We start from the raw sequence: 22,113 nt of genomic DNA, 5'->3' as shown, positions 1-22,113 counted from the left end.
AATGATGAAAGGCAGGAATCTTCTAATGAATTACGGCATTTACAGTATCTTACCGTCTCTGGCAGCCATCGTTCTGGCGCTGGTGACGAAAAATGTATTTATCGCGCTCTTTATCGCGCTGATTCTGGGCAATTTTATTCTGAATCCTAACCTGGTCAGCGTACTGGTGGGCACTAAGGATATGATGGTGGACGTATTTTCCAGCCACTCCAGCACCTCCATTATCTTCATTCTGCTGATGCTGGGCGGACTCTTCTATCTGATTGAGAAGGCGGGCGGCTTAAAGGGCTTTACCCACTTTATGATTGCCAAGCGCAGCGTAGTCAAGTCACGGGTGGGCGCAGAGCTGTTCACCTGGCTCATTGGCGTGCTGATGTTCCTGGACGGCACCATGAGCGTTATGATTACGGGAGCCATCGCAAGACCATTTACCAAAGCCTTCAAAATCTCTCCGGAGAAGACGGCGTGGATCGTGCATTCCACGGCGACGCCCATGTCCATTCTGATTCCGATTGCGGCTTACGGTCCGTATATCGCCAGCTTCATCGAGGCACAGGGTATCGCGGATCCCACCTCTGTAATGGTGCGCAGTATTGGCTTCAATTTCTACTGCATCATGGCTGTTGTGGGCGTGGCGGTATTTACCTTGTTACATATTGAGTATGGCCCCATGAAGAAGGTGGAAGAAGCCTATAAGAACGAAAATGACGCGGACGAGAGCGTTCTTGCAGGCGAAGTGGAGCATCCGGGTACCGGCAAGGCCCGCTATCTGGTAGTTCCGCTGGCTATTATGATTGGTTTTGCGCTGGTGTATTTCTTCACGGCTGGCGACAGTGAGACAGGACTGATCCTGGGCATCTTCTTCGGAAGCCTGTACCTGATGCTGGATCTGGCTATCCAAAAAGTCATGAAGTTCGGTGAGACGCTGGACATCTTTTTCCAGGGATGCGGAAGCATGACCGGTATCGTAGCTATCATGGTATTTGCCTATGCCCTCAGTAACCTTTTGGGAGAACTTGGAACCGCAGAGTTCCTGTCCGGCGTGCTGGTACAGCTCATTTCCCCGACGGTATTTACGGCGCTTGCTTTTATCGTGACCTGCCTCTTATCCTTCTCCACCGGAACCAGCGCAGGCAGCATCGCGATTATGATGCCGGTGCTGCTGCCCATGGCCCTGTCCCTGAATGTGTCCATTCCGTTGATTACGGGAGCTATCGCAGGCGGCGCGGTGTTCGGAGACCACACTTCCCCGATTTCTGATACCACGGTAATGACCTGCTCCTCCTGCGACTGCGACGTGGTGTCCCATGTGAAAACCCAGCTGCCTTACGCGCTGCCCTTCGCGGCTATCGCGGTGGTGATTTATCTGGTGCTGGGTTTTGTGATATAATATATGGAAGCCCCGCAGGATATATAGTATAATCAAATTCATACAGATTGTTGTATATATGGAGCTGTAGAAAAGAGATGCAAATATGAGCAGAAAAATCTATGATTTTGACGAGCCCATTTCCCGCGTCGGACAGAACAGCGCGAAATGGGGCGAAGAATATATCGGAAGCGGCAGTGACATGCTGCTTCCGTTTTGGGTGGCGGACACGGATTTCCGGGCGCCCGACGAGGTAAATGAGGCTCTTCGGGTCTGCGTGGATCACGGCATTTACGGTTATGTGCGCCCTTCGGCGTCGTGTCTTCAGGCCGCGGCTTCCTGGCAGCAGCGCCGCCACGGTTTTCAGGCGAAGCCGGAGTGGATTACCGTGACGCCGGGCATCGACTGCGCCATGGCGACGGCGGTGCAGGCCTTTACAGAGCCGGGGGACAAGATTCTCATCAATACGCCGATTTACGACCCGTTTTTCGAGGTCATTGAGAAAAATGACAGGGTGACTGTGGACAGTCCCATGGTGCTTACGAATGGCCGGTACGAGTTTGACTGGGCGGATTTTGAGGCGAAGATCCGGGGTTGCCGGATGTGGATGTTCTGCAATCCCCAGAACCCGGAGGGGCGCTGCTTTACAGAGAAAGAGCTTCGAAAAGCCGGGGAAATCTGTGGAAAATACGGAGTATGGATGTTGTCTGACGAGATCCACGGGGATATTGTGTACGACGGCAGAAAGCATATTCCGCTGGCGTCCCTGTCGGAGGAGTTCTGCGGGCGGACGATTACCTGCACCTCGCCCAGCAAGACTTTCAGCGTGGCAGGCACGGCAGCCTCTGTGATCTTCATAGAAAATGAGACATTGCGGAATCGGTTCCGTGCGGCACTTTCTAAAAACTCGCCGGGCGTGAGCTGCTTAAGTCTGGTGGCCATGGAGGCAGCTTATACCTGTGGAGATGACTATGCGGATCAGCTGGTGGCTTATCTGCAGGGTAACCGGGATTATATTCTGGATTACCTGAGAAAATACCTGCCTCAGATCAAATCCATTTTCCCGGAGGCCATGTTCCTGGTGTGGCTGGACTGCAGTGGGCTGGGACTGGATGCTGCGGAGCTTCCGGACTTTTTCAAAAAGGCAGGCGTACGGCTGTCCATGGGAGACGCCTACCGGGAGCGGAGCGGCCAGTTCGTGCGGCTGAATTTCGGCTGTACCAGGGAGACGCTCACGGCAGGCCTTGCGCGCATCCGGAAAGCGGTAGAAGAACTTGTGAAGGACAACTAGATGGAACGGAAACGAACGATATGTGATATCTGCTGCCCGTCCTTTCACTGCGGCATCGATGCTTATGTGAAGGACGGGCAGCTTGTGAAAATAGAAGGAACGGCGGAGCATCCCCAGAACCACGGGCTTCTCTGCGCCAAGGGGCTGGCGGCCAGACAGTATGTGTACCGGAAGGATCGGATCCGCACGCCTCTTTTGCGCATGGGGGAGCGGGGCAGCGGGGAGTTCCGGCCCATCAGCTGGGAGGAGGCTTACGAGCGGATCGCAGAGCGCCTGCTGGCTATTCGAGAGGAGAGCGGACCTGAAGCAGTGGCCTTTTTCTCGGGCTATACGAAATGGTACCGCCCCTGGCTCCACCGTCTGGCCAATCAGTTTGGTACACCTAACTACATGACAGAGTCCGGCAGCTGTATGTTCTCCACCTTTCTCCAGTGGCTGACCGTGACCGGCAATGTGATGTCGTCGCCGGATGTGGATCATGCAGGGGTCTTCCTGGGCTGGGCTTATAATCCCTATTATTCCCGGAATCTGGCGGCAGCCGGAGTGGAGGCGGCGAAGAAGAGAGGCATGAAGGTGATTATCGTAGATTCCCGGATTACGCCTGCATCCATCAGGCTTTCGGATCTGCATCTGCGTCCCCATCCCGGCACAGACGGAGCGCTGGCGCTGGGGCTGGCCCATGAACTGATTGAAAATGGCTGGTATGACCGGGAATATGTGTCGAAATATGTCTACGGCTTCGCGGAGTACGCGGCCTATGTGAAGGAGTTTACGCCGGAGCGGGTGGAAAGGCTGACGGGCGTATCGGCGGAGCAGGTGAGGTCAGCTGCGGAGCTGATCGGAGGCCATCTGCCCCTTGCCATCAATGAGAGCGCCGCGCCCATCGCCCATCATCGGAACGGATTTCAGAATTACCGGGCCATTATGGCGCTGTCGGCCATCACCGGATCCTTTGACCGGACGGGCGGGCAGATTCCGATACAGTTTAGCTATAATTATCAGGCAGCGGGCTTCGCCACCCGGGAGAAGGAGTTCGTCGGGAAGGTGAAGACGAGGCCAGGCTTCTCGCCGGTGGGCGGGGAAAAATACCCGCTTTGGCATGCGCTGATTGACGAGGCACAGTTTACGGATCTGGCAAGGCAGATCCGGGAGAAAAAGCCCTATCCCCTTCGGGCGGTGGTGGGGTTCGGGTTGAATCATCGGATCGCGCCGGGCAGTGATCGGCTGGCGGAAGCCTTAAAGACGCTGGATTTTCTGGTGGATGTGGATCTGTTTTTGACGGATACGGCGAAGCTTTGCGACATCGTGCTGCCGGCCTGCACCTCCTTTGAGCGGAGCGAGCTGAAGGCTTGGGGCGGCGGGTATCTGACGGTGACCCAGCCGGTTATCGAACCGCTGTATCAATCAAAACCGGATATCCGGATTATCTGCGATCTGGCCCGGGAAATGGGACTTGCGGACGAGCTTCTGACTGCGGGGCCGGAAGCGTGTATCCGGTATCTGATTTCTGATTTGCCGGTGTCCTACGAGGAGCTTCGGGCGGCGGAGCTTCCGGTGAAGGTGCCGGGGGCGGGAAACTGTAAGCCAGGGAAGATGCTGGCAGAGGGCTTTCCGACGGCCAGCGGAAAATTCGAACTCTATTCCCTGGAGATAGCGAAGATCAGGGAACAGTACCCGGACTGCAGTCTGGACTACCTTCCGGTATATCGGGAGCCGATTTGTGCGGCAGAGCAGGAGAAATATCCCTTTACCCTGTGCTCCGGCCCGCGGATTCCGGGGGCGCTGCACTCCAGGCTGCACGGCGTTCCCTGGGCCCGGTCGCTCCGGCCAGATGCAACGGCGGATCTGAATCCGGCGGACGCGGAGGCTCTTTCTGTGCAGCAGGGGGATGAGATCGAAGTGTATACAGCCTTTGGCTGCATCAGCCTGAAGGCGAACCTGACCTATATGGTGGATCCGGGCACGGTCTATATCTACCACGGGTACCCGGAAGCGGATGTGAATACACTGCTGGATCCGGAGAACGTGGATCCATATTCCGGCTTCCCGGCTTTTCGCAGCAGCCGGGCGGGCATACGAAAGAAGGTGCGGTAAATGAGAGCGAAAACCATCCGGTTCGATCAGAGCAAATGCACGGCCTGCTGTGCCTGCGCCATGGCCTGCATGGATGAGAAAGATACGGACGTGGAGCAGGGGGAGCGGGCGCTCCGGCAGGTGTATACGGAAGAAGGGTGCCGGGACGGACAGGTGAGCTTCCGGTTTCATTCGGATTCCTGTCTCCATTGCCGGGTACCGGCCTGCGCAGCTGCCTGTACGGCGGGCTGCCTCTATAAAGACGCGGAGAGCGGCCTGGTGCTCTACGACACCGCCGCCTGTGACGGCTGCGGCCAGTGCCTGAACGCCTGCCGTATGGGGGCCATTTCCCTGAACCGTCACGGCAAAATCCAGAAATGCGACGGCTGCATCGAGCGCCAGCGCGTCGGCAAAATCCCGGCCTGCGTGCGGGTGTGTCCGACGGGGGCGCTGTATCTGGGAGAATAAAAAAGAGCGTTGTTCAGTCATTATTTTTATGACGGGGCAGCGCTTTTCTATTTGCGTTAGAAAATGATATACATGGTAGAAAAAAGGAAACATCGTACACTTTCAGTTGGAAATAGTATTGCGGTTTACCCGTATAAGATTTACGAATTTGTTCAGAATAAAAGGAAGAATACGATATACGGAGGCGTCCCCATGAGCGAAATCCTGTACCTGAAACCCGAAAAAAACGTCCGCACCTACAACCGCGTCCTGACCCTGGGCGAGGCTGTGGAAATGCAGTGCGCGGATCCGGCAATCGTAAACCGCCTGAAGACCGAGAAGCTCTACGCCTTCCAGGATGTAAAGCCGGGCAGACGCTCCTGCGCAGGCCGCACGGTCATCTCGATCCTGGACGTGATCGAGAAAATCCAGGCTGTCTACCCGAGCCTGGAGATCCAGAATCTGGGAGAAATGGATTTCGTAGCCGAATATTCCACCAAACCGGAGGAGAACCGGTTCCGGACCTTCCTGAAAGTGAGCCTGGTCTGCATCCTATGCTTCTTCGGATCTGCATTTTCTATCATGGCCTTCAACAACGACGTCTCCACCGTCGATCTGTTCCGTCAGTTCTACACCCTCCTGACCGGCCAGCCCTCCGACGGCTACACCATCCTGGAATTCACCTACTCCTTAGGCCTCGCCGTCGGCATCCTGGCCTTTTTCAACCACCTGGGCGGCCGTCGCCTCACCAAAGAGCCGACGCCCATCGAAGTAGAAATGCGGCTCTACGAGGACGACGTGGACACCACCCTCATCAAAACGGCGGCGAGGAATGGGAAGCATAAGAAAAAAAGTCTGTTATAAATGTACTATTTTCTGCCCTCCCGCATAAAATAACCGTGTTCGGAGAAAATAATTTCCAAATAAGAAAGCAAAAAAGGAACACGGAGGTGCGGACATACATGAATACGATTATAGGAAAACAGAGCATCTGCTTCCAGAGACCGCCGCAGATCGTGAGCGCGGCCAGCGTGGTGGGAAAGAAGGAGAGCGAGGGGCCGCTGGGGGCTCTTTTTGATGAGGTGGAGCCGGATCCGATGGCGGGACAGGCTACCTGGGAGGAGGCCGAGAGCGCGCTGCAGAAGCGGGCGGCGCAGCTGGCAATGCGGAAAGCGGCGGAGCTGCCGGGACCGGGCGTGCCGCCGGTGCGGTATCTTTTTTCCGGCGATCTGCTGGGACAGCTCATTGCCACCTCTTTCGGCGTGATGGATCTGAAGCTGCCTTTGTTCGGTCTGTACGGGGCCTGCTCGACCATAGGGGAGGCGCTGATGCTGGGAGCCATGACCGTACAGGGCGGTTATTCTGAGGCCGTTCTGGCGCTGACCTCCAGCCACTTCGGCAGTGCGGAGAAGCAGTTTCGGTTTCCGCTTGGGTACGGCGGTCAGCGTCCCTTATCGGCTACCTGGACCGTCACCGGCAGCGGAGCCTTTGTACTGTCCGGGAGTGGCGGACACGCGAAAATTACCGGAGCCACGCCGGGCAAGGTCATCGACTACGGCGTGAAAGATTCCATGAACATGGGAGCCTGCATGGCTCCGGCGGCCTGCGATACCATCTGTGCGCATCTTGCGGACTTCGGGCGGAAGCCGGAGGATTACGATGCCATCGTAACCGGTGATCTGGGAAATGTGGGGCGGAAGATTCTGATTGATTTGACGGCCGAGCGGGGGTACGATATTTCCGTCCGGCATCAGGATTGCGGAATACTGATCTTCGACCCGGAGAAACAGGATACACATTCCGGCGGCAGCGGCTGTGCCTGCTCTGCTGTGACGCTGGCGGCGTATCTGCTGCCTAAGATTGAGCGCGGGGAATGGAAACGGATGCTTTTCGTGCCTACGGGCGCACTGTTATCGACGGTAAGCTTTAATGAGGGTCAGAGCGTACCGGGCATCGCGCATGCGATTGTGATAGAACATTGCTAAAAAGGAGAGAAACATTATGGACTACGTAAAAGCATTCCTCATTGGCGGTCTCATCTGCGCCCTGATCCAGATCCTGATGGAGAAGACGAAAATGATGCCGGGACGGATCATGGTATTGTTGGTCTGCACCGGCGCAGTACTGGGCGCTGTCGGTATCTACGAACCCTTCCAGAAGTTCGCGGGCGCGGGTGCTTCTGTCCCTCTGCCGGGCTTCGGCAATGTCCTCTGGAAGGGCGTCAAAGAGGCGGTAGACGCAGACGGATTCTTAGGAATCTTTAAGGGCGGCTTCAAAGCCAGCGCTGTGGGTATCAGCGCGGCCCTGGTATTCGGCTACCTGGCCAGTCTGATCTTTCAGCCGAAGATGAAGAAATGAAGGGGAAAGGGAAATAAACGTAATTTCTTGCCTTTTTCTGCGCAAACTGCTATACTTGTGATATTTGCAGTAAGAAAATCAGTATATGCAGTATTCTTAATAAGAGAAAGCACAGAAAGGGGCAGCCCAGGTGAAAAAGATAGCGGTTGTGACAGACAGCAACAGTGGCATTACGCAGGAAGAAGCACAGAAGATGGGAATCCATGTGCTGCCGATGCCTTTTACAATTGATGGAAATGAATATTTTGAAGGAATTAATCTGACACAGGAAGAGTTCTACGAGAAGCTGAAAGGAGATGCGGATATCGCGACCTCCCAGCCGTCTCCCCACGCGATCCTGAAGCTTTGGGACGAGCTTTTAAAGGAGTATGACGAGATCGTACAGATTCCCATGTCCAGCGGCCTGTCAGGCTCCTGCCAGACAGCGGCAGCGCTGGCGGCGGATTATGAAGACAGAGTATTTGTAGTCAATAACCACCGGATTTCTGTTACCCAGAGACGTTCCGTGGACACAGCCCTTGCCATGGTGAAGGATGGAAAAAGCGGTCAGGAGATCAAAGATTTCCTGGAAAAAACCGGAAAGAATTCCAGCATCTACATCACCGTAGCCACCTTAAAATACCTGAAAAAAGGCGGCCGTCTGACCCCGGCAGTAGCGGCTATCGGGACCATGCTCCGTCTGAAGCCGGTGCTGACCATCCAGGGCGAGAAGCTGGACAGCTGCGCCAAGGCCCGCACCATGCACCAGGCCAGGCAGCTGATGATTGATCATATCCGGGAGGACATTGAGACCCGTTTCGGCGGTCTGGAGGCGCACAGGGTTCATATGGATATTGCCCATACGAATAACGAGGCAGAGGCTTTGAAATTCCGGGAAGAAGTAGAGGCGGCATTTCCGGGATATGAGGTAGGCTTTATCGATCCGCTTTCCTTAAGCGTATCCTGCCATATCGGAGACGGAGCCCTGGCTCTGGCTATTTCGGAGAAATAAAACGATAAAATTAATAATACAGTGAAATCAGGAAAGAACAATCGAAAGCGTAATGCTTGTTTGGATTGTTCTTTTTTTTATTCCATTTTTTGGCATAAAACTGTGACAAAAGACGTCTCGAAACCATGCCACACAGGCGTCACAGATTGTTTTACAAAAGTTGGTAATTTATAATGGAGGAAGAGATAAAAATGCCCGGATGGAGAATACCAGAATGCCTGATTATGTACAGAAAGAACCTACAATGCCCGTAAGATTTACGGATATGCAGAAGAAATGGGAGGAGCAGAAGCGAAAAACCGCCTATGAGCTGAAGCTGGCGCAGGGCTTTGCTGTGGCAGATATGTATCTGACCCAGCAGTATCTGGATCGCTTTTCTGCCGGAACCGTCTATGAACCGGATGCGGCGGTGATGGATGTGCTGAAAATGCGTGTCTATCAGATCAGCAAGCTGGTCTACGATCCGGAGGAGCAGATCAATGATAAGCTGATCAGCGTCTACAGCAGTTTGCATAATATGAATAGCGCGGTAGCACTGATTATCCGCTCCGATAACAAAGAGGTCGGATTTTATGCGGCTGTCCGTTCGGAGGACAATGCAGAGCTGGCAGGGGAAACCCTCTGCTCCGTATTGAAGGGTAATTTCCCCGGTATCGATCTCTCCGCGCCTCTGAATGGAAATGAGAAGCGGGCGCTTCTGGACGCCATGACGCCGGGGGGCGAAGCGCCCAAAAGCCTGGCTACGGTTTCTCTGATCCCTTCAGAGCGGGACGATGACAAGAATGAATTTATCCAGGGCCTGGAGAAATTTATCGGCAGCATGAACCGGAAGCCCTATACCGCGATTCTGCTGGCAGCTCCGGTGGACAGCACGACGCTGGCCCGCAGACAGCACGGCTATGAGGAATTGTACGCCAGTCTGTCGCCCCATGCGCGGATTTCCCTGTCCTTTGCCCACAGTGAGACAGATTCGGTCAACGAGAGCATCTCCAACTCATTTTCAAAATCCATCAATAGCAGTGTCAGCAATTCCAACGGTACCTCCAAGTCACGGACCGACGGCAGAAACAAGGGACATTCCAGCGGCTTCAGCGTCAATGACAACGGCTGGGGCATGAGCTCCTCGGATTCCTACGGAAGCTCCACCTCCTTTACCTCAGGAACCTCCTTCAGCACGGCGATTACCACCAGCACCGGCACGTCGGACAGTGAGTCCACCAGTAAGGGAACGGGCCGATCCGTGGGCGATACGGATACGACCTCGCTGAATTTTGAAAATAAGGGCGTACAGGAGCTGATGAACCGGGCGGACGCCCAGCTGAAACGGATTGACTGCTCTAAGGCTTATGGAATGTGGGATTTCTGCGGCTATTTCTTTTCCGATGATATTGCGGTTACAGCCCAGGCAGCCAATGTCTATAAGTCTGTCATGATGGGACAGGAATCCTCTGTGGAAAATGCGCATATCAACCTCTGGAACCTGGGACTCCGCAATGAAATCCGCAAAATCGTAGACAATGCGAAATATCTGGTCCATCCGGTGGCGGAGATTCCGGCTTTTGATTCCTATGAGGCCCAGCAGGTAATGCCCACCAATATGATCAATGGAAAAGAGCTTCCGATTGCATTGGGGTTACCGCGAAAATCCGTACCGGGTGTGGCTGTGGTGGAAATGGCGGAGTTTGGCCGGGCGGTGGTATTCGAAGATCCGTCCCGCATTGACCGCCTGATGGAATTTGGGAATATTTACCATATGGGCCTGAAAGAGGAAATGCGAGTTCCTATGGATGTGGATTTGCTGGCCTCCCATTGCTTTATCACCGGCTCTTCCGGTTCCGGTAAATCCTATGCCACCTATCAGCTGCTGGATAATCTTCTGAAACGAGATGTCCACATGATGGTCATCGAGCCGGCCAAGGGCGAGTATAAGCAGGTATTCGGAGGCCTGAAGGGAATCCGGATCTTCAATACCGATCCGAATGTATACAAGATGCTCCGGATTAACCCGTTTCAGTTTCCGGAGAATCTGCACGTGCTGACCCATATTGAGAAGCTGATTCAGATCTTCAACGCGTCCTGGGCGCTGTATGCGGCTATGCCCGCAATTCTGAAAGAAGCCGTGGTGAAGGCTTATACGAAATGTGGCTGGGACGTCATGAATTCCGTCTGGATTGAAGGAATTTCAGATCATAAGTATCCGGTATTTCAGGATGTGCTGGAAATCCTCCCTGTTATTATTAACAGCTCCGATTATTCGGCGGATTCCAAGGGCGATTACAAGGGCGCGCTGCTGACCCGTGTACAATCCATGACCAGCGGTATTACGGGACTGATTTTTGAGCGCAGCGAGGGAATCTCCGATTCAATTTTATTTGACTCCAACGCGATTGTAGATTTGAGTGATATCGGTTCGGAGGAAACAGTAGCCCTGCTGATGGGTGTGCTGATTATGCGTCTGGGCGAATACCGGCAGTCTGTGCGTAAGGCCGGAACCGGCAGCAGGGACGCGAAGCTTCGGCATGTGACGGTGCTTGAGGAGGCCCATAATATTCTCAAGCGCACCAGCAAGGATCAAAGCCAGGAGGGCGCGAATATCGTCGGAAAGTCCGTAGAAATGATCAGCAATTCCATCAAGGAAATGCGTACCTACGGAGAGGGCTTCATCATCATTGACCAGTCGCCCATGGCGGTGGATACCTCCGCGATAGAAAATACTTCAACAAAAATCATTATGAATACTCCGGCAAAGGACGCCTGCGAGGAGCTGAGCAGCGCGCTTTCCCTGAACGAGGATCAGTCGAAGGAGCTGTCCCGTCTGGGTACCGGCGTGGCGGCAGTCATGCAGAAGGGCTGGCTTACGCCGGTTCTGATGAAAATTGACATGTGGGATAACCATTACGAGGCTGAAGTAAAACGCGCTATGCCGGACGCCATCTGCAGCCTGAAGGGACAGATGCTGACGGAATTATACCGGCAGCAGGAAAAGGGCGCCTTTTCGCTGATTGCGCTTAAGAAGATTATCCGCGAGTCGCCCATTGATGACGAGAAGAAGCGTGATTTTGAGGACATGGTGGGCGTCATGAATCAGATGCTGCTGAAGCGGGCAGCCGGACTGAGAAAGGAAGAGGTCGGCAGACTGTATCTGTTGATTTCCGGCTGCGAGGGTCTTCTGGATGTCATTGATGATAAGCAGATTTACACCAACAGACAGCTGGAGGTAAAGCTGGAAAAGGAACCGGACTGGCTCACGGAAGAAAGGTCGGAGAGACTGGTAAAGCACGCGAAGCAATGGATGGAGCGGTTTCAGTCAGCCTTTTACCATTACGCTTTTGTGGAGGACGATACCATTGTCCGCGAAATCATCCGGGGCATCCTCTATGCAAAAAGTAATGGCGGAAAAAACGGAAGTAAATACCATTTGCTGTATGACTTCATGAAAAATAAGACGCTGTAAGGAGGCAGAGGATGCGGGGAGGAAGATTTTCAGAGCTTCCGGAAAGCGCAGAGCGCGTCCGGCAGCTGCAGGAGGAGCGCCAGAAGCGGAAATATGAAAACGAGCTGGAGGATCTGGATGAGAATACCGATGAGCTTCCGGAGGAGACAGAGGATGTGGAACGCAGCTATTCCGAGGAAGAGCTTCAGGATATCTGGAACAACGATCCCGGCTATGTAAATGAGCGGGCCATGAAGCGGTTGGATGATCCGTCTGTGAAAAACAGCGATTACCTGAAAACAGGACTCCACTCCGCAGGACTTTTGAACTATGGAAAGGACGCGGTGGAGAATACAGAAAAGGAAACGCTGCTTTCCGAGGGAAAGGTTTTGGAACGCTGGGGTTCTGAGGAAGGCCGTTATCTGACGGAGCCCGGAACAGATTTTCAGGATCTGCATCTGAATGTTTCGGAGGATAAGCTGGAACGGCAGAGCTATGAGGTAGTAAAGCCCTTCTGGGTAGTGGAAAGTAAGGCTGCGCCCCAGCCCTTTGACGAGAAGCGGGAGGAGCAGGATGAAGAAAGGAAGGCGGCGGTTCAGTACCGCTCCCAGATCTGTGTGGAGGATTTGATAGAGATGGGATTTTTGAAAAAGAAGGAGGAGAAATAGATGAAAATCGGACATTTTGATGAAACAGAGCAGAATGATGACGTGGATGACGTAGATGATATGGATGACGCGGACGACATGGACGATGTGGATGATATGGATGATACAGAGGATATGGACGACGCGGAAGGCGACATGGATTCCCCGGAGGACGGAGAGGACGCAGACGAGGGGGAAGATTCCGGGGAAGAGAAGATGTCCATAGCGGACAAGATCAAAGATAAACTAAGCTCCATGTTTAAGTCGAAAGAAACGGACGAAGGCGATGAGACGGAAGAAGCAGGGGAAACTGACGAGTCTGACGAATCGGATGAAAAAGAGGAGTCAGATGGAGAAGAGAAAAGCAATCCCTGGGAGCTTCCGCCGGAGAGCAAGGCGGACACCAATTCCCGGATGGCTGAAACGGCGAAGGATTTTCGAGAGGCACACAACCTGGATGAACACGGCCAGAAGCTGGATAACGGCGAGGACAGCACGGATGATACCGAGGATCCGGATGAACCCGAAACCCATGGCGAGGAAGCGGAATATAGCCGGGAAACAAAACAGGGAGCAGAGATAGACGATGACGAACTGGAACTGTAATTATACCTATTTTATTACGTATTCCTGCTATACCCGGAAAATGACCGTATTGCTGAACGGCAGGGAAAGTATTTCCCGGAACAGCGCGATTCTCCAGTATATGAATGAGCCCTTTTACCGCTGGTGCAGCATCCTGCCGGAGCTTCTGTACCGGGAGCTGGGAGAGGATTACCGGGTGGTCTACACGGGAAGGCAGGAGGAAGCGGAGATTCTGAAAACCATTTTCAGGACATATCCGCATTGTCTTGCGCTGGAGACGCAGAGCTTTCAGATCCAGAAGCCTCTGCAGGAACGGATGATTGCCCTGAGCCGTCTGATGAAGGAGAACAATCTGCCCCGTCTGCCACAGCGCGTTATTTCAGCAGTTTTCACCGGCACGAAGAAAACGCTGGAAAAATGGAAGCCGCTGCTTCAGGAGCTGGATGTAAAAAACCAGTATTGCAACGTGGCAGTTCATACGGCGGAATGGACGGAGCTCTCCGGGCTCGACCGGGACGCAGTGGTGTTTGCCCTCTGCGATTCGGAGGAGGAGCAGGAAGAAGCAGTGGAGCGGCTGAATAGCCGCAGCTACGCCTTTCTTCTCACTGAGACCGGCCCAGTTGGCTTTCAGAGCGTGACCGGACGTAGTTTTGTCTACGGAATTACGGAAAAAGACTTTTTCCCGGTAATTTTCGACTGTCTGCTGTTATTTCCCCTGGCAGAATGCTTCGCAGTGTACGCGTTAGATTTGCGCCGCAGCGTCAGGGACGCGCAGACAGGCCGGAAGCTGGAGGCTTTGCTGGCGGTGAAGCCCTGTATCTATGTGAAAGCGCCGGAACGCGTCGAGCTTGGCACCAGCGAACCCTTTACCATCGAGACGGAGCCGGAGGGCGTGGAGATCTCCGGGCTGACCTTTGAATATCAGCTTCCGGGTATCGTCACCTGCAATCAGCAGCGGGTATTTGGCGAAAAAGCAGGAAAAACCCGGGTGCGGATTTTCGAAAAGGGATCGGCGGAGCCCTTATGCGAGCTGAGCTTCGAGGTCTACAGACGGAACCGGATTCGGGACCTTTTGCTTTCCGATTACAGCAAGGCCATCGGCGTGGGCGATATCCTGCGGCTTAGCTGCAGCTGGCAGCCGGAGAATGCGGACAATGCGGACCGTGTGCAATGGTACAGCGATCAGGAACAGGTAGCGACCGTGACAGCAGGTGGGACCGTAAAGGCGCTGTCTCCGGGAGCCTGCCGGATCTACTGCGCTGCGGAGAAGGTTTCCGCTTTTTGCAGCGTGGAGGTAAAGCCCTATCTGACCGGCTTTTCCCTGCCCTTTGACAAGAGCGAGCCGGTGCGTCTGAAGGTGGGTGAGACCAGGCAGATCCGCTGCCGTGTGGAGCCGGAGGGAGCCATCGACGGCAGGCTGATCTTCAGCAGCACCGATCTGATGACGGTCAATGCCGGGGATGGTCAGATCACAGGCGTGGCCGACGGCGAGGCGGATATTATCGTGGAAAATGCCGGAAAGCGCTTCCGGGAACAGTTTCATGTGGTAGTAGGACGCGGGAATCCCCCGCCGGAGCCGCCGAAAAAGAAATTCTTTGGTTTATTCGGATAAAAACGAGGAAGAGAAATGGGAGGATGTTATGGGTAAATACATTGGAATTGATTTGGGAACCACATTTTCCGCAGCGGCGTATATCGACGCGGATGGCAACCCCCAGATCATAAGCAACCAGGAGGGAGAGCGGATCACCGCGTCGGCAGTCTATTTTGAGGACGGTAACGCGATCGTGGGACGGGACGCCAAAAAAGAAAGCGTACTGGACGCGGGACATTTTGTGGCCTTTGCAAAAAGAGACATGGGCAACAGCCATGTGCGCTATCAGATAGACGGGAATGGTTACCGGCCGGAAGAAATCTCCAGCATTGTCCTGCAGAAGCTCAAGAAGGATGTGGAGGCGGCTCTGGGCGAGGAGGTACTGGGCGCAGTTATTACGGTTCCGGCTTACTTTACGGACGCCCAGCGGCAGGCGACCAAGGACGCCGCGGATATGGCGCATATTCCGGTACTGGGCATGATCAATGAGCCCACGGCTGCGGCTCTGGCCTACGGTATCGCCAAGGGCGGCGAGAAGAAGCAGAATGTACTGGTCTACGATCTGGGCGGAGGAACCTTTGACGTGAGTATCGTACAGTATGGCGGCAATGTCATCGAGATCCTGTCCTCCAGAGGAAACGCGGAGCTGGGCGGCTATGATTTTGACAGCCAGATTGTAAAATGGTTCGAGAAGGAAGCCCTGTCTGAGGGCGTGGATATCGAGAAGGAGCCGGATGCAAAGCAGGAGCTTCTGATGAACGCGGAGGAGGCCAAAAAGACCCTGTCCTCCGGCAGAAGCAAGGTGCGCATGAGTCTGTCCGCAGGGGGAAAGAAGATTGTGCGGGAGCTGACGAAAGAGGCTTTCGAGGAAATGATCGAACCCTATCTCTACGACACTACCTGTCTGTTGTCAGCGGCAGTGGACGAGGCCGGTCTGGAGTATTCGGATCTGGATAAGATACTGCTGGTGGGCGGTTCTACCCGGATCCCCATGGTAAAAGATATGATTTATGAGGAGACGCAGATCATGCCTTCCCTGGAAATCAATCCGGACGAGGCAGTAGCCATCGGCGCGGCTTACGATGCGGTAGAGCGCGTGAAAGCAGGCGCGAAGAAGCAGGAGCAGGAACCCGGGAATACGGGAAGGAAAGAGAACGGCGAGCCAACTGTTTTTGATACAGAAGCCATACCCGAGATGAAGGACAGCTATACCTTCATCGACCGCACCGTCCACGGTATCGGAATCGTCGTGGAAAATGAAATGGGAGAACAGGAAAATTCCGTCATCCTTCCGAAAAACACCGTAATTCCGGCGGAGGTCAGCGCAGATTACTGTACGGTGGCCGATTACCAGGAACAGCTGCTGATTCAGGTCACCCAGGGAGAGCGGACGGAGCTGCGGTACACAACCATTGTGGGCGAGGCAGAACTGAAGCTGCGGCCCAAGCCCAAGGGATCGCCGATCCGGGTGGTAGTAAGCAGCGACGGGGATGGCATCATCCACGTCCATGTGATTGATTTGCAGGATAATGAGAATCTGGGCGAAATGCGGATTGCCCGCGCTTCCAATATGAGCGAACAGGAGATGGAGGAAGCGAAGCAGCATCTGGGTAAATTGAATATCGGATGGGAGGATTAGAAAATGGCTGCGGCATTTGTTGATTATTATAGCATGTTCGATTTGGAACGCTCCATGACGGAGAAGGAAATTAAGAAAAAGATAGCAGAGTGGTCCAACATGCTGACCGAGATGGAAGGTACGACGGAGCCGGGTAACATTGAGGCGAAGAAAGAGCTGAAAGAGAATAAAGAATGCCTCAGAGAAGCCCGGAAGATCCTGCTTAACGCGGAAAGGCGGAAGCAGTATGACATAGAGCTTGACGCTGCAATCCGCGCAGGTCAGGTCAACTATGAGAAGACCCGCGAGGTGAAGGACGCTCTGGAGCGCGCGCGTAAATACTTTGAACGGCAGCGCTACCAGCAGGCGATAGAAGCAGCCCGGGAGGCAATTGACAATCACGCCAATTCCGACGAGCCATATGAGATTATCAGCCGCTCCCAGTTTATGCAGGGCGATTATCTGGAGTCGCTGGAAACTCTGGATCAGGGCACGGAAATCTACGGGGGAGCACAGAATCTCTGGTGGCTGAGTATCCGTACCCGTATCCGGCTGGAGCAGTATCCGGAGGCCCAGAACCTTTTGAATCAGGCGTTGGAGCAGTTCCGGGGAAGCACCCGGTTTGAGGCGGAGCAGGCGTACCTGTACTTCCACGCGGAACAGCCGGAGCTGGGAAAGCGTACCATGGAAACCTATATACAGCAGCATCCCAGCGATACCGCATACCGGCAGCAGATGGCCTATAACCTGATTGAGCTTGCCAACTACTGCTACCGTTATGATACGGAGGCGGAAATGCAGATGATCATTGACCAGGCAGATTATGACAGGTGCCTGGAGCTGGTCAGCATGGCAAACCGTATTTACCAGGATGATTATACAAAGGCGTCCCTGGAGGATGTGAAATACTACGGGGAACGGGAGTATGACGAGGAGAGCAAGGTCATCAAAAAGACCTACCTGGGCGTCAGCGCTGTGATGGGGCTGATAGGTCTTATCAGCCTTTTGAAGGGAAGCGGCGTCGCGCTGATTTTCCTGGCTGTGGCAGGACTTTTCCTGGTGTTCCGGAAGGTGATCGACAAAAACAGTTATCTGCCCAGATGGCAGCTGAACCGGGATTATTACCGGGGTTATAAGGAGACCGGCGAAGGCTGGCTCTACACCCTGGCGGTAATGCCCTTTGATATGGTATACAGCGTGCTGCGGGGTCAATGATAAATTATTTTTATATTATGAGGAGGAATCAGAATTATGCAGTGTCCGAAATGTGGAGCAATTGTTTTAAAGGGAGACGTAACCTGTAAAAAATGCGGTGCGCAGCTGATGGAGGCGACAGAGAAATTTCATGCGGAGGACGTATGTCGTTCCCGCGCCATGTTGTTTGTCCGGGCATGGATAGGAGCGCCCAACGGAGCCCATCTGAAATGGCTGGGTTATGACGAGGAGGCAGCAGAGATAGCGGCCAAATACGGAATTCTGGAACAGGTGAAATCCAGTGTGGACGGAATTTTCAATTTCGATGGGGGAGGAATGATTCAGTTTCTAATCTTTCTTCTGTCTCTTTCATGCTATCAATGCTATACTTGTATTGGAATCCTGTTTGGTATGTACCGGACAGATGCGCAGGGACATCCGGTTCGCTGGATTACGAAAAAGAAGCATTAAAATCTGGGAGTAAGCTATGACATTCGGAGATTTGTTGCGAAAATTGATAGAGCAGTCGGGAGAAAGTATTTCTGCGGTGGCCCGCGGCGCGGAGATCGAGCGGACCTCGCTTCATAAAACGCTGAGCGGTGAGCGGACGCTGCCGTATCCTGCGGTTAAAAAGCTGGCGGCCTATCTGCGTCTGACGCCTCATGAGCAGAAGATCTTTTATGAATATTACGATATGCAAATTCAGGGACCACGCTGTTTTGAGGCCCGCAAAACCATTGTACGGATTTTAAAGGATCTGTCCAATCTGCCGGTTCCGGAGGAGAAGGAGAAGCTGGTTGTAACGGTAAAATCCGGAGAGGAAGAAAATGAGAAGGAAGAACCGAAGCTGCTCTCCGGGATCTATGCGGTGCGGAACCGGATTCGCCGGATGATAGATCAGGAGCTTCAGGAGAAAGAACCGGAGCTATCTCTGTTTTTGCCTGCAGATGACGGCTTTACCATGTATTACCTGTATAATGTATTCAGTGAGTACAGGACAAAGCTTAAGATTACCCATATCATACCCTATGGGGCAGCAGACGAGACCCAGGGAAGCGAGGGACTGGAGATTCTGGGGCGGGTTCTGCCGCTGGCACTGACAGCCTCGACCCGGTACCATTCGTATTTTTATTATAATAAATATGAGGTGGTGGCGACGCCGTTTCCGTACTATCTGATTACGGCGACAGGAGTACTGCTGATCTCGGAGAATTATGAGACAGCCTGTCTGGTGTCCTCCGGGGAAATGCTGGATCATTATCAGTATTTTTTCCGGCAGGCCATAGAGCAGTGCTCGCCGCTTCTGCAGGTGCAGGAGGACATTTTTGCGATTCTTAAGACCTATGCGGAGACGGTTGAGAAAAATTCTTATTATACGTTTATGCGTCAGCCCTGTATGGGGAAATTCTATACGCCGGAGCTGATTGAGGAAAAGATACGGAAGAATTTTCCGTTCCGGGAAAAGCTGGTAGAGGAGAGTAAGCGGCGGTTTTCTGAATTGGCCAGAGTGACGGGGGATTACTATACGTTCTTTGATGAGGAAGCTTTGAGAGAATTCCTGGACAACGGTATCATTTGCGACATTCCCAGAGAAGCGATAGAGCCCCTGTCTATGGAGGAACGGCTGTTCCTTGTGGGCAGGCTCCGGGAAGCAATAGCGGATGACAGTATCATGGGCCGGATTATCTGTGAGGATCTGCTGGTATTTCCGCCTTATCTGAGCTTCACCGTCAGTGCCAGAAATAAGGTGGATATCTTTACACTGCAGCGTTACGTGGGAGATGAGCGGTTTTATAATATCCATATAGACGAGCCGATTCTTGGCAGAAAATTTATGGATTTTGTGCTGTTTCTGCCAAAGAGTGAATACGTGCGGAGCAAAGAAGAAACACTGAAACTGATAGATGAAATGATGGAGAAAACCAACGGATAAAAAATGGCGTCCGGAAAGGTGGAAACGCTTTTCCGGACGCCGTTTTTTCGGTTCTGTCCGGGTGTATGTAAATTGACAAGGGATCCCTCCTGTGATACACTAAAATGGATTGTAAAAAGAAATGGCCGGACGGAATGGCTGAGGTGAATATCATTGGATAAATATGAATTTCAGATAAAGACAGAGCAGCTGGAAAAGCTGCTGGATAAAAAGGATTATGAGACGGCGGCAAAGATTGCGGACTCCATCGACTGGAGAAAGGTTCACAATGTGGGACTGCTGATGGAGGTGGCAGAGGCCTATGAATACTCGGAGCGTTATGAGGACAGCTACGAGATTCTGAATATCGCCTATGACTGCGCGCCCATCGGACGTATGATTGTATACAGGATGGCAGAGCTGGCAGTCCGGATGGAGGATTATGACGAGGCGGTGGATCTGTACAAGGAGTTCGTGAAGATCGCGCCCCACGATCTGGGCCGATACGTGCTGAAATACAAGATTTACAAGGGCAGAGGCGCTGCCATCGAGGATCAGATCGCGATTCTGGAGGAGTATAAGAGCCGGGAATATCAGGAGCAATGGGCCTATGAGCTGGCAGAGCTGTATTATCAGGACGGTATGCTCTCAAAATGTGTGGAGGAGTGCGACGATCTGATCCTGTGGTTCAGCGAGGGCGAGTATGTGCGCAAGGCCATGAAGCTGAAGATGAAAATACAGCCGCTGACCGCGTCCCAGGAAGAGAAGTACCGCCAGATGGTGGGTGAGGAGCGGGCAAAGGATATTGAGATCAGGCCCGTGAATATGGAAGACAAGTTCAATACCGTGAATCTGCAGGCAGCCCTGGCGGAGGGCGTGCAGGATTATATTGAGGAAGAGCTGCACCATGAGGAGCAGGCGGAAGAACTGAGCCCGGAGGAGCCGGAGGAAGAGCTTCCGACAGCTCCGGAAGAGGTACCGGAAGTGCGGGAGGCGCAGCAGTTTGAGGCCGTGGATCCGGATAAGCTTCTGCGGGAGAAAAAAGAGCCTTCAGAGCCTGTAAAGCCTTCGGGGTTTCTGGGACAGACCAATACCGGACAGATTACCTTCGATCCGGACGAGAGCGTCGTAGAGAAACAGATCACCGGCCAGATGAGCATCGAAGACGTGCTGAGCAGCTGGGAAGAAAAGAAGCGTGAGACGGAGGCAGCCATTGCGGAGGCGGCGAAGCGTGATGAAGCAAGGAAGAAAGAACGGGAACACCTGCGCGCTACCGGACAGCTGCCGGAACTGAATATTGAAGTGAAGCAGACGGTGCCGGAGGAGGTACTGCGTCTGATCGAGGAGATTGAAGGACGGTATCCTTATAAGGTGCATGTGGATCCCATCGAGCGTGACAGCTCATCGCAGACGGTGAAGGCGGCGCTGGAGCCGCAGACGGAAGCGTCTGTTGTGGAGAAAAAAGAACCGGAGAAAGCGGTGGATAATAGAAAAGAACCGCAGGAAATTCTGGAGGTTCTGGAAGCACCGTCAGAGGTCGAGACAGAGCGTGAGCCGGAGAAGACAGAAATTGCGGAGCAGTCTGTGGATACTGTCGGGACAGTGAAAGAGCCGCAGGAGATTCTGGAGATTCTGGAAGCGCCGAGTGAAGCAGCCGCGACAGAGGAGCCTGCAGCAGAAACTGTAGTGGAAGGTGTAAAAGAAGAACAGCCTGCGCAGACAGAGGCGACGGCGCCTGAGGAGCAGTCACAGCCGGAAGAGGAAGAGACAGAGAGAGAGTACATCTCCCCCATGCTGGACAACCTGAAAAAGGATCTGGAAGAAACCGTAGCGACCCTGCCCTCCGGACAGCTTTCCGAGGAGCAGAAGAAGCTGTTCGCGTACTTCACCTCTGTGCGGGGCATGAACCAGCAGCTGGCAGCCCTCCTGGAAGAGGATCGGATGCGGAAAGAACGCAGGGACGATTCTCTGCTTGGCAATATCGTCATCACCGGCGAGAGCGGCAATGGCAAGACCACGCTGGCGGCCGATATCGTAAAGGCACTGCAGAAGCAGCGCCGCATTAAGGGCGCGAAGATGGCCAAGATACCGGCGGATAACCTGAACGGTAAGAATGTATCCGGCGTGATTCAGAAGCTGGGCGGCGGAGCCCTGCTGATTGAAAAAGCTGGAGCTTTGAGGAGTGAGACTGCCGTACAGCTGTCCCACGCCATGACCCGTAAGACCGGCGGCCTTCTGGTCATCCTGGAGGATGAGAAAGAGGAGATCCGCAAGCTGTTCATCCGTTGTGAGAGCCTGGGCGCCAAGTTTACCCGGACCATTGATATTCCGGTGTTTACCAACAAGGAGCTGGTAGCCTTCGGAGAGTCCTATGCGCTGGAGCAGGAATGTGTTCTGGACGAGATGGCGGTGCTGGCCCTTTACAACCGGATTGGCAACAACCAGACCAGCGATCACCTGGTCAACGTGGCCGAGGTCAAGGAGATGGTAGACGAAGCCATTGACCGGGGTGGTAAGAAAGGACTTTTTGGCAAGGTGAAGAAGAGCAGACTGGATGAGTTTGGTCATACCATTTTGTTGGAAAAGGATTTTGAGATTTAA

17 protein-coding genes are annotated in these 22,113 nt (G+C 53.6%); all 17 read left to right on the top strand.

The window, feature by feature from the left end:
* Window positions 1-25: 25 nt before the first annotated feature.
* The 17 genes from ACTRC3_RS01060 (at window position 26) to ACTRC3_RS00980 (ending at window position 22,113) form a co-directional block, all read left to right on the top strand.
* Entirely contained in the window at window positions 26-1,390 is a 1,365-nt protein-coding gene (locus ACTRC3_RS01060) for a Na+/H+ antiporter NhaC family protein (protein ID WP_440320904.1), read from the top strand.
* An 85-nt stretch (window positions 1,391-1,475) separates the two neighbouring features.
* The gene (locus tag ACTRC3_RS01055) at window positions 1,476-2,660 is read left to right on the top strand and encodes a MalY/PatB family protein (RefSeq protein ID WP_440320902.1); all 1,185 of its coding nucleotides are present in this window, start codon (window positions 1,476-1,478) and stop codon (window positions 2,658-2,660) included.
* On the top strand, window positions 2,661-4,754 hold the full coding sequence (locus tag ACTRC3_RS01050; protein WP_440320900.1) for a molybdopterin-containing oxidoreductase family protein: 2,094 nt from the start codon (window positions 2,661-2,663) through the stop codon (window positions 4,752-4,754).
* Window positions 4,755-5,201: a 4Fe-4S dicluster domain-containing protein gene (locus tag ACTRC3_RS01045; protein ID WP_440320898.1), complete on the top strand. Its 447-nt coding sequence runs from the start codon at window positions 4,755-4,757 to the stop codon at window positions 5,199-5,201.
* 192 nt (window positions 5,202-5,393) lie between these two features.
* Window positions 5,394-6,044 (top strand): stage V sporulation protein AA, encoded by a 651-nt coding sequence (locus tag ACTRC3_RS01040; RefSeq protein ID WP_440320897.1) that lies wholly within the window; start codon window positions 5,394-5,396, stop codon window positions 6,042-6,044.
* Between the two features lie 98 nt (window positions 6,045-6,142).
* The gene (locus ACTRC3_RS01035) at window positions 6,143-7,165 is read left to right on the top strand and encodes a stage V sporulation protein AD (protein WP_440320895.1); all 1,023 of its coding nucleotides are present in this window, start codon (window positions 6,143-6,145) and stop codon (window positions 7,163-7,165) included.
* A gap of 16 nt (window positions 7,166-7,181) precedes the next feature.
* The gene (spoVAE, locus tag ACTRC3_RS01030; RefSeq protein WP_349164811.1) at window positions 7,182-7,538 is read left to right on the top strand and encodes a stage V sporulation protein AE; all 357 of its coding nucleotides are present in this window, start codon (window positions 7,182-7,184) and stop codon (window positions 7,536-7,538) included.
* Between the two features lie 130 nt (window positions 7,539-7,668).
* On the top strand, window positions 7,669-8,529 hold the full coding sequence (locus ACTRC3_RS01025) for a DegV family protein (RefSeq protein WP_440320893.1): 861 nt from the start codon (window positions 7,669-7,671) through the stop codon (window positions 8,527-8,529).
* A gap of 214 nt (window positions 8,530-8,743) precedes the next feature.
* Window positions 8,744-11,983: a helicase HerA domain-containing protein gene (locus ACTRC3_RS01020; protein ID WP_440320892.1), complete on the top strand. Its 3,240-nt coding sequence runs from the start codon at window positions 8,744-8,746 to the stop codon at window positions 11,981-11,983.
* A gap of 11 nt (window positions 11,984-11,994) precedes the next feature.
* Entirely contained in the window at window positions 11,995-12,630 is a 636-nt protein-coding gene (locus ACTRC3_RS01015) for a glycohydrolase toxin TNT-related protein (RefSeq protein WP_440320890.1), read from the top strand.
* On the top strand, window positions 12,631-13,215 hold the full coding sequence (locus ACTRC3_RS01010; protein WP_440320889.1) for a hypothetical protein: 585 nt from the start codon (window positions 12,631-12,633) through the stop codon (window positions 13,213-13,215). It begins immediately after the preceding gene.
* Window positions 13,196-14,806, top strand: coding sequence for an Ig-like domain-containing protein (locus ACTRC3_RS01005; RefSeq protein ID WP_440320887.1), 1,611 nt, complete (start codon window positions 13,196-13,198; stop codon window positions 14,804-14,806). Before ACTRC3_RS01010 ends, ACTRC3_RS01005 begins: the two co-directional genes overlap by 20 nt.
* A 28-nt stretch (window positions 14,807-14,834) precedes the next feature.
* Window positions 14,835-16,427, top strand: a complete 1,593-nt coding sequence (locus ACTRC3_RS01000) for an Hsp70 family protein (RefSeq protein ID WP_440320886.1) — start codon at window positions 14,835-14,837, stop codon at window positions 16,425-16,427.
* A gap of 3 nt (window positions 16,428-16,430) precedes the next feature.
* Window positions 16,431-17,621 carry a hypothetical protein gene (locus ACTRC3_RS00995; protein ID WP_440320885.1) on the top strand — a complete coding sequence of 397 codons (1,191 nt, stop codon included), beginning with the start codon at window positions 16,431-16,433 and terminating at the stop codon, window positions 17,619-17,621.
* A 36-nt stretch (window positions 17,622-17,657) separates the two neighbouring features.
* On the top strand, window positions 17,658-18,071 hold the full coding sequence (locus tag ACTRC3_RS00990; RefSeq protein WP_440320883.1) for a zinc ribbon domain-containing protein: 414 nt from the start codon (window positions 17,658-17,660) through the stop codon (window positions 18,069-18,071).
* 16 nt (window positions 18,072-18,087) lie between these two features.
* Entirely contained in the window at window positions 18,088-19,533 is a 1,446-nt protein-coding gene (locus ACTRC3_RS00985) for a helix-turn-helix domain-containing protein (protein WP_440320881.1), read from the top strand.
* A gap of 153 nt (window positions 19,534-19,686) precedes the next feature.
* Window positions 19,687-22,113, top strand: coding sequence for a hypothetical protein (locus ACTRC3_RS00980; protein ID WP_440320880.1), 2,427 nt, complete (start codon window positions 19,687-19,689; stop codon window positions 22,111-22,113).

This window comes from Laedolimicola sp., assembly GCF_051972735.1.
GTDB classification, from domain to species: Bacteria; Bacillota; Clostridia; order Lachnospirales; family Lachnospiraceae; genus Laedolimicola; species Laedolimicola intestinihominis.
Note: the sequence above shows the minus strand (reverse complement) of the source record. Positions and strands in the feature narration are given on the sequence as shown.

Bases quoted from the DNA above. Each gene is read 5' to 3' on its own strand.
- ACTRC3_RS01060 (WP_440320904.1), top strand. From the start codon at position 26: ATGAATTACGGCATTTACAGTATCTTACCGTCTCTGGCAGCCATCGTT.
- ACTRC3_RS01055 (WP_440320902.1), top strand. From the start codon at position 1,476: ATGAGCAGAAAAATCTATGATTTTGACGAGCCCATTTCCCGCGTCGGA.
- ACTRC3_RS01050 (WP_440320900.1), top strand. From the start codon at position 2,661: ATGGAACGGAAACGAACGATATGTGATATCTGCTGCCCGTCCTTTCAC.
- ACTRC3_RS01045 (WP_440320898.1), top strand. From the start codon at position 4,755: ATGAGAGCGAAAACCATCCGGTTCGATCAGAGCAAATGCACGGCCTGC.
- ACTRC3_RS01040 (WP_440320897.1), top strand. From the start codon at position 5,394: ATGAGCGAAATCCTGTACCTGAAACCCGAAAAAAACGTCCGCACCTAC.
- ACTRC3_RS01035 (WP_440320895.1), top strand. From the start codon at position 6,143: ATGAATACGATTATAGGAAAACAGAGCATCTGCTTCCAGAGACCGCCG.
- spoVAE (WP_349164811.1), top strand. From the start codon at position 7,182: ATGGACTACGTAAAAGCATTCCTCATTGGCGGTCTCATCTGCGCCCTG.
- ACTRC3_RS01020 (WP_440320892.1), top strand. From the start codon at position 8,744: ATGCCTGATTATGTACAGAAAGAACCTACAATGCCCGTAAGATTTACG.
- ACTRC3_RS01015 (WP_440320890.1), top strand. From the start codon at position 11,995: ATGCGGGGAGGAAGATTTTCAGAGCTTCCGGAAAGCGCAGAGCGCGTC.
- ACTRC3_RS01010 (WP_440320889.1), top strand. From the start codon at position 12,631: ATGAAAATCGGACATTTTGATGAAACAGAGCAGAATGATGACGTGGAT.
- ACTRC3_RS01005 (WP_440320887.1), top strand. From the start codon at position 13,196: ATGACGAACTGGAACTGTAATTATACCTATTTTATTACGTATTCCTGC.
- ACTRC3_RS01000 (WP_440320886.1), top strand. From the start codon at position 14,835: ATGGGTAAATACATTGGAATTGATTTGGGAACCACATTTTCCGCAGCG.
- ACTRC3_RS00995 (WP_440320885.1), top strand. From the start codon at position 16,431: ATGGCTGCGGCATTTGTTGATTATTATAGCATGTTCGATTTGGAACGC.
- ACTRC3_RS00990 (WP_440320883.1), top strand. From the start codon at position 17,658: ATGCAGTGTCCGAAATGTGGAGCAATTGTTTTAAAGGGAGACGTAACC.
- ACTRC3_RS00985 (WP_440320881.1), top strand. From the start codon at position 18,088: ATGACATTCGGAGATTTGTTGCGAAAATTGATAGAGCAGTCGGGAGAA.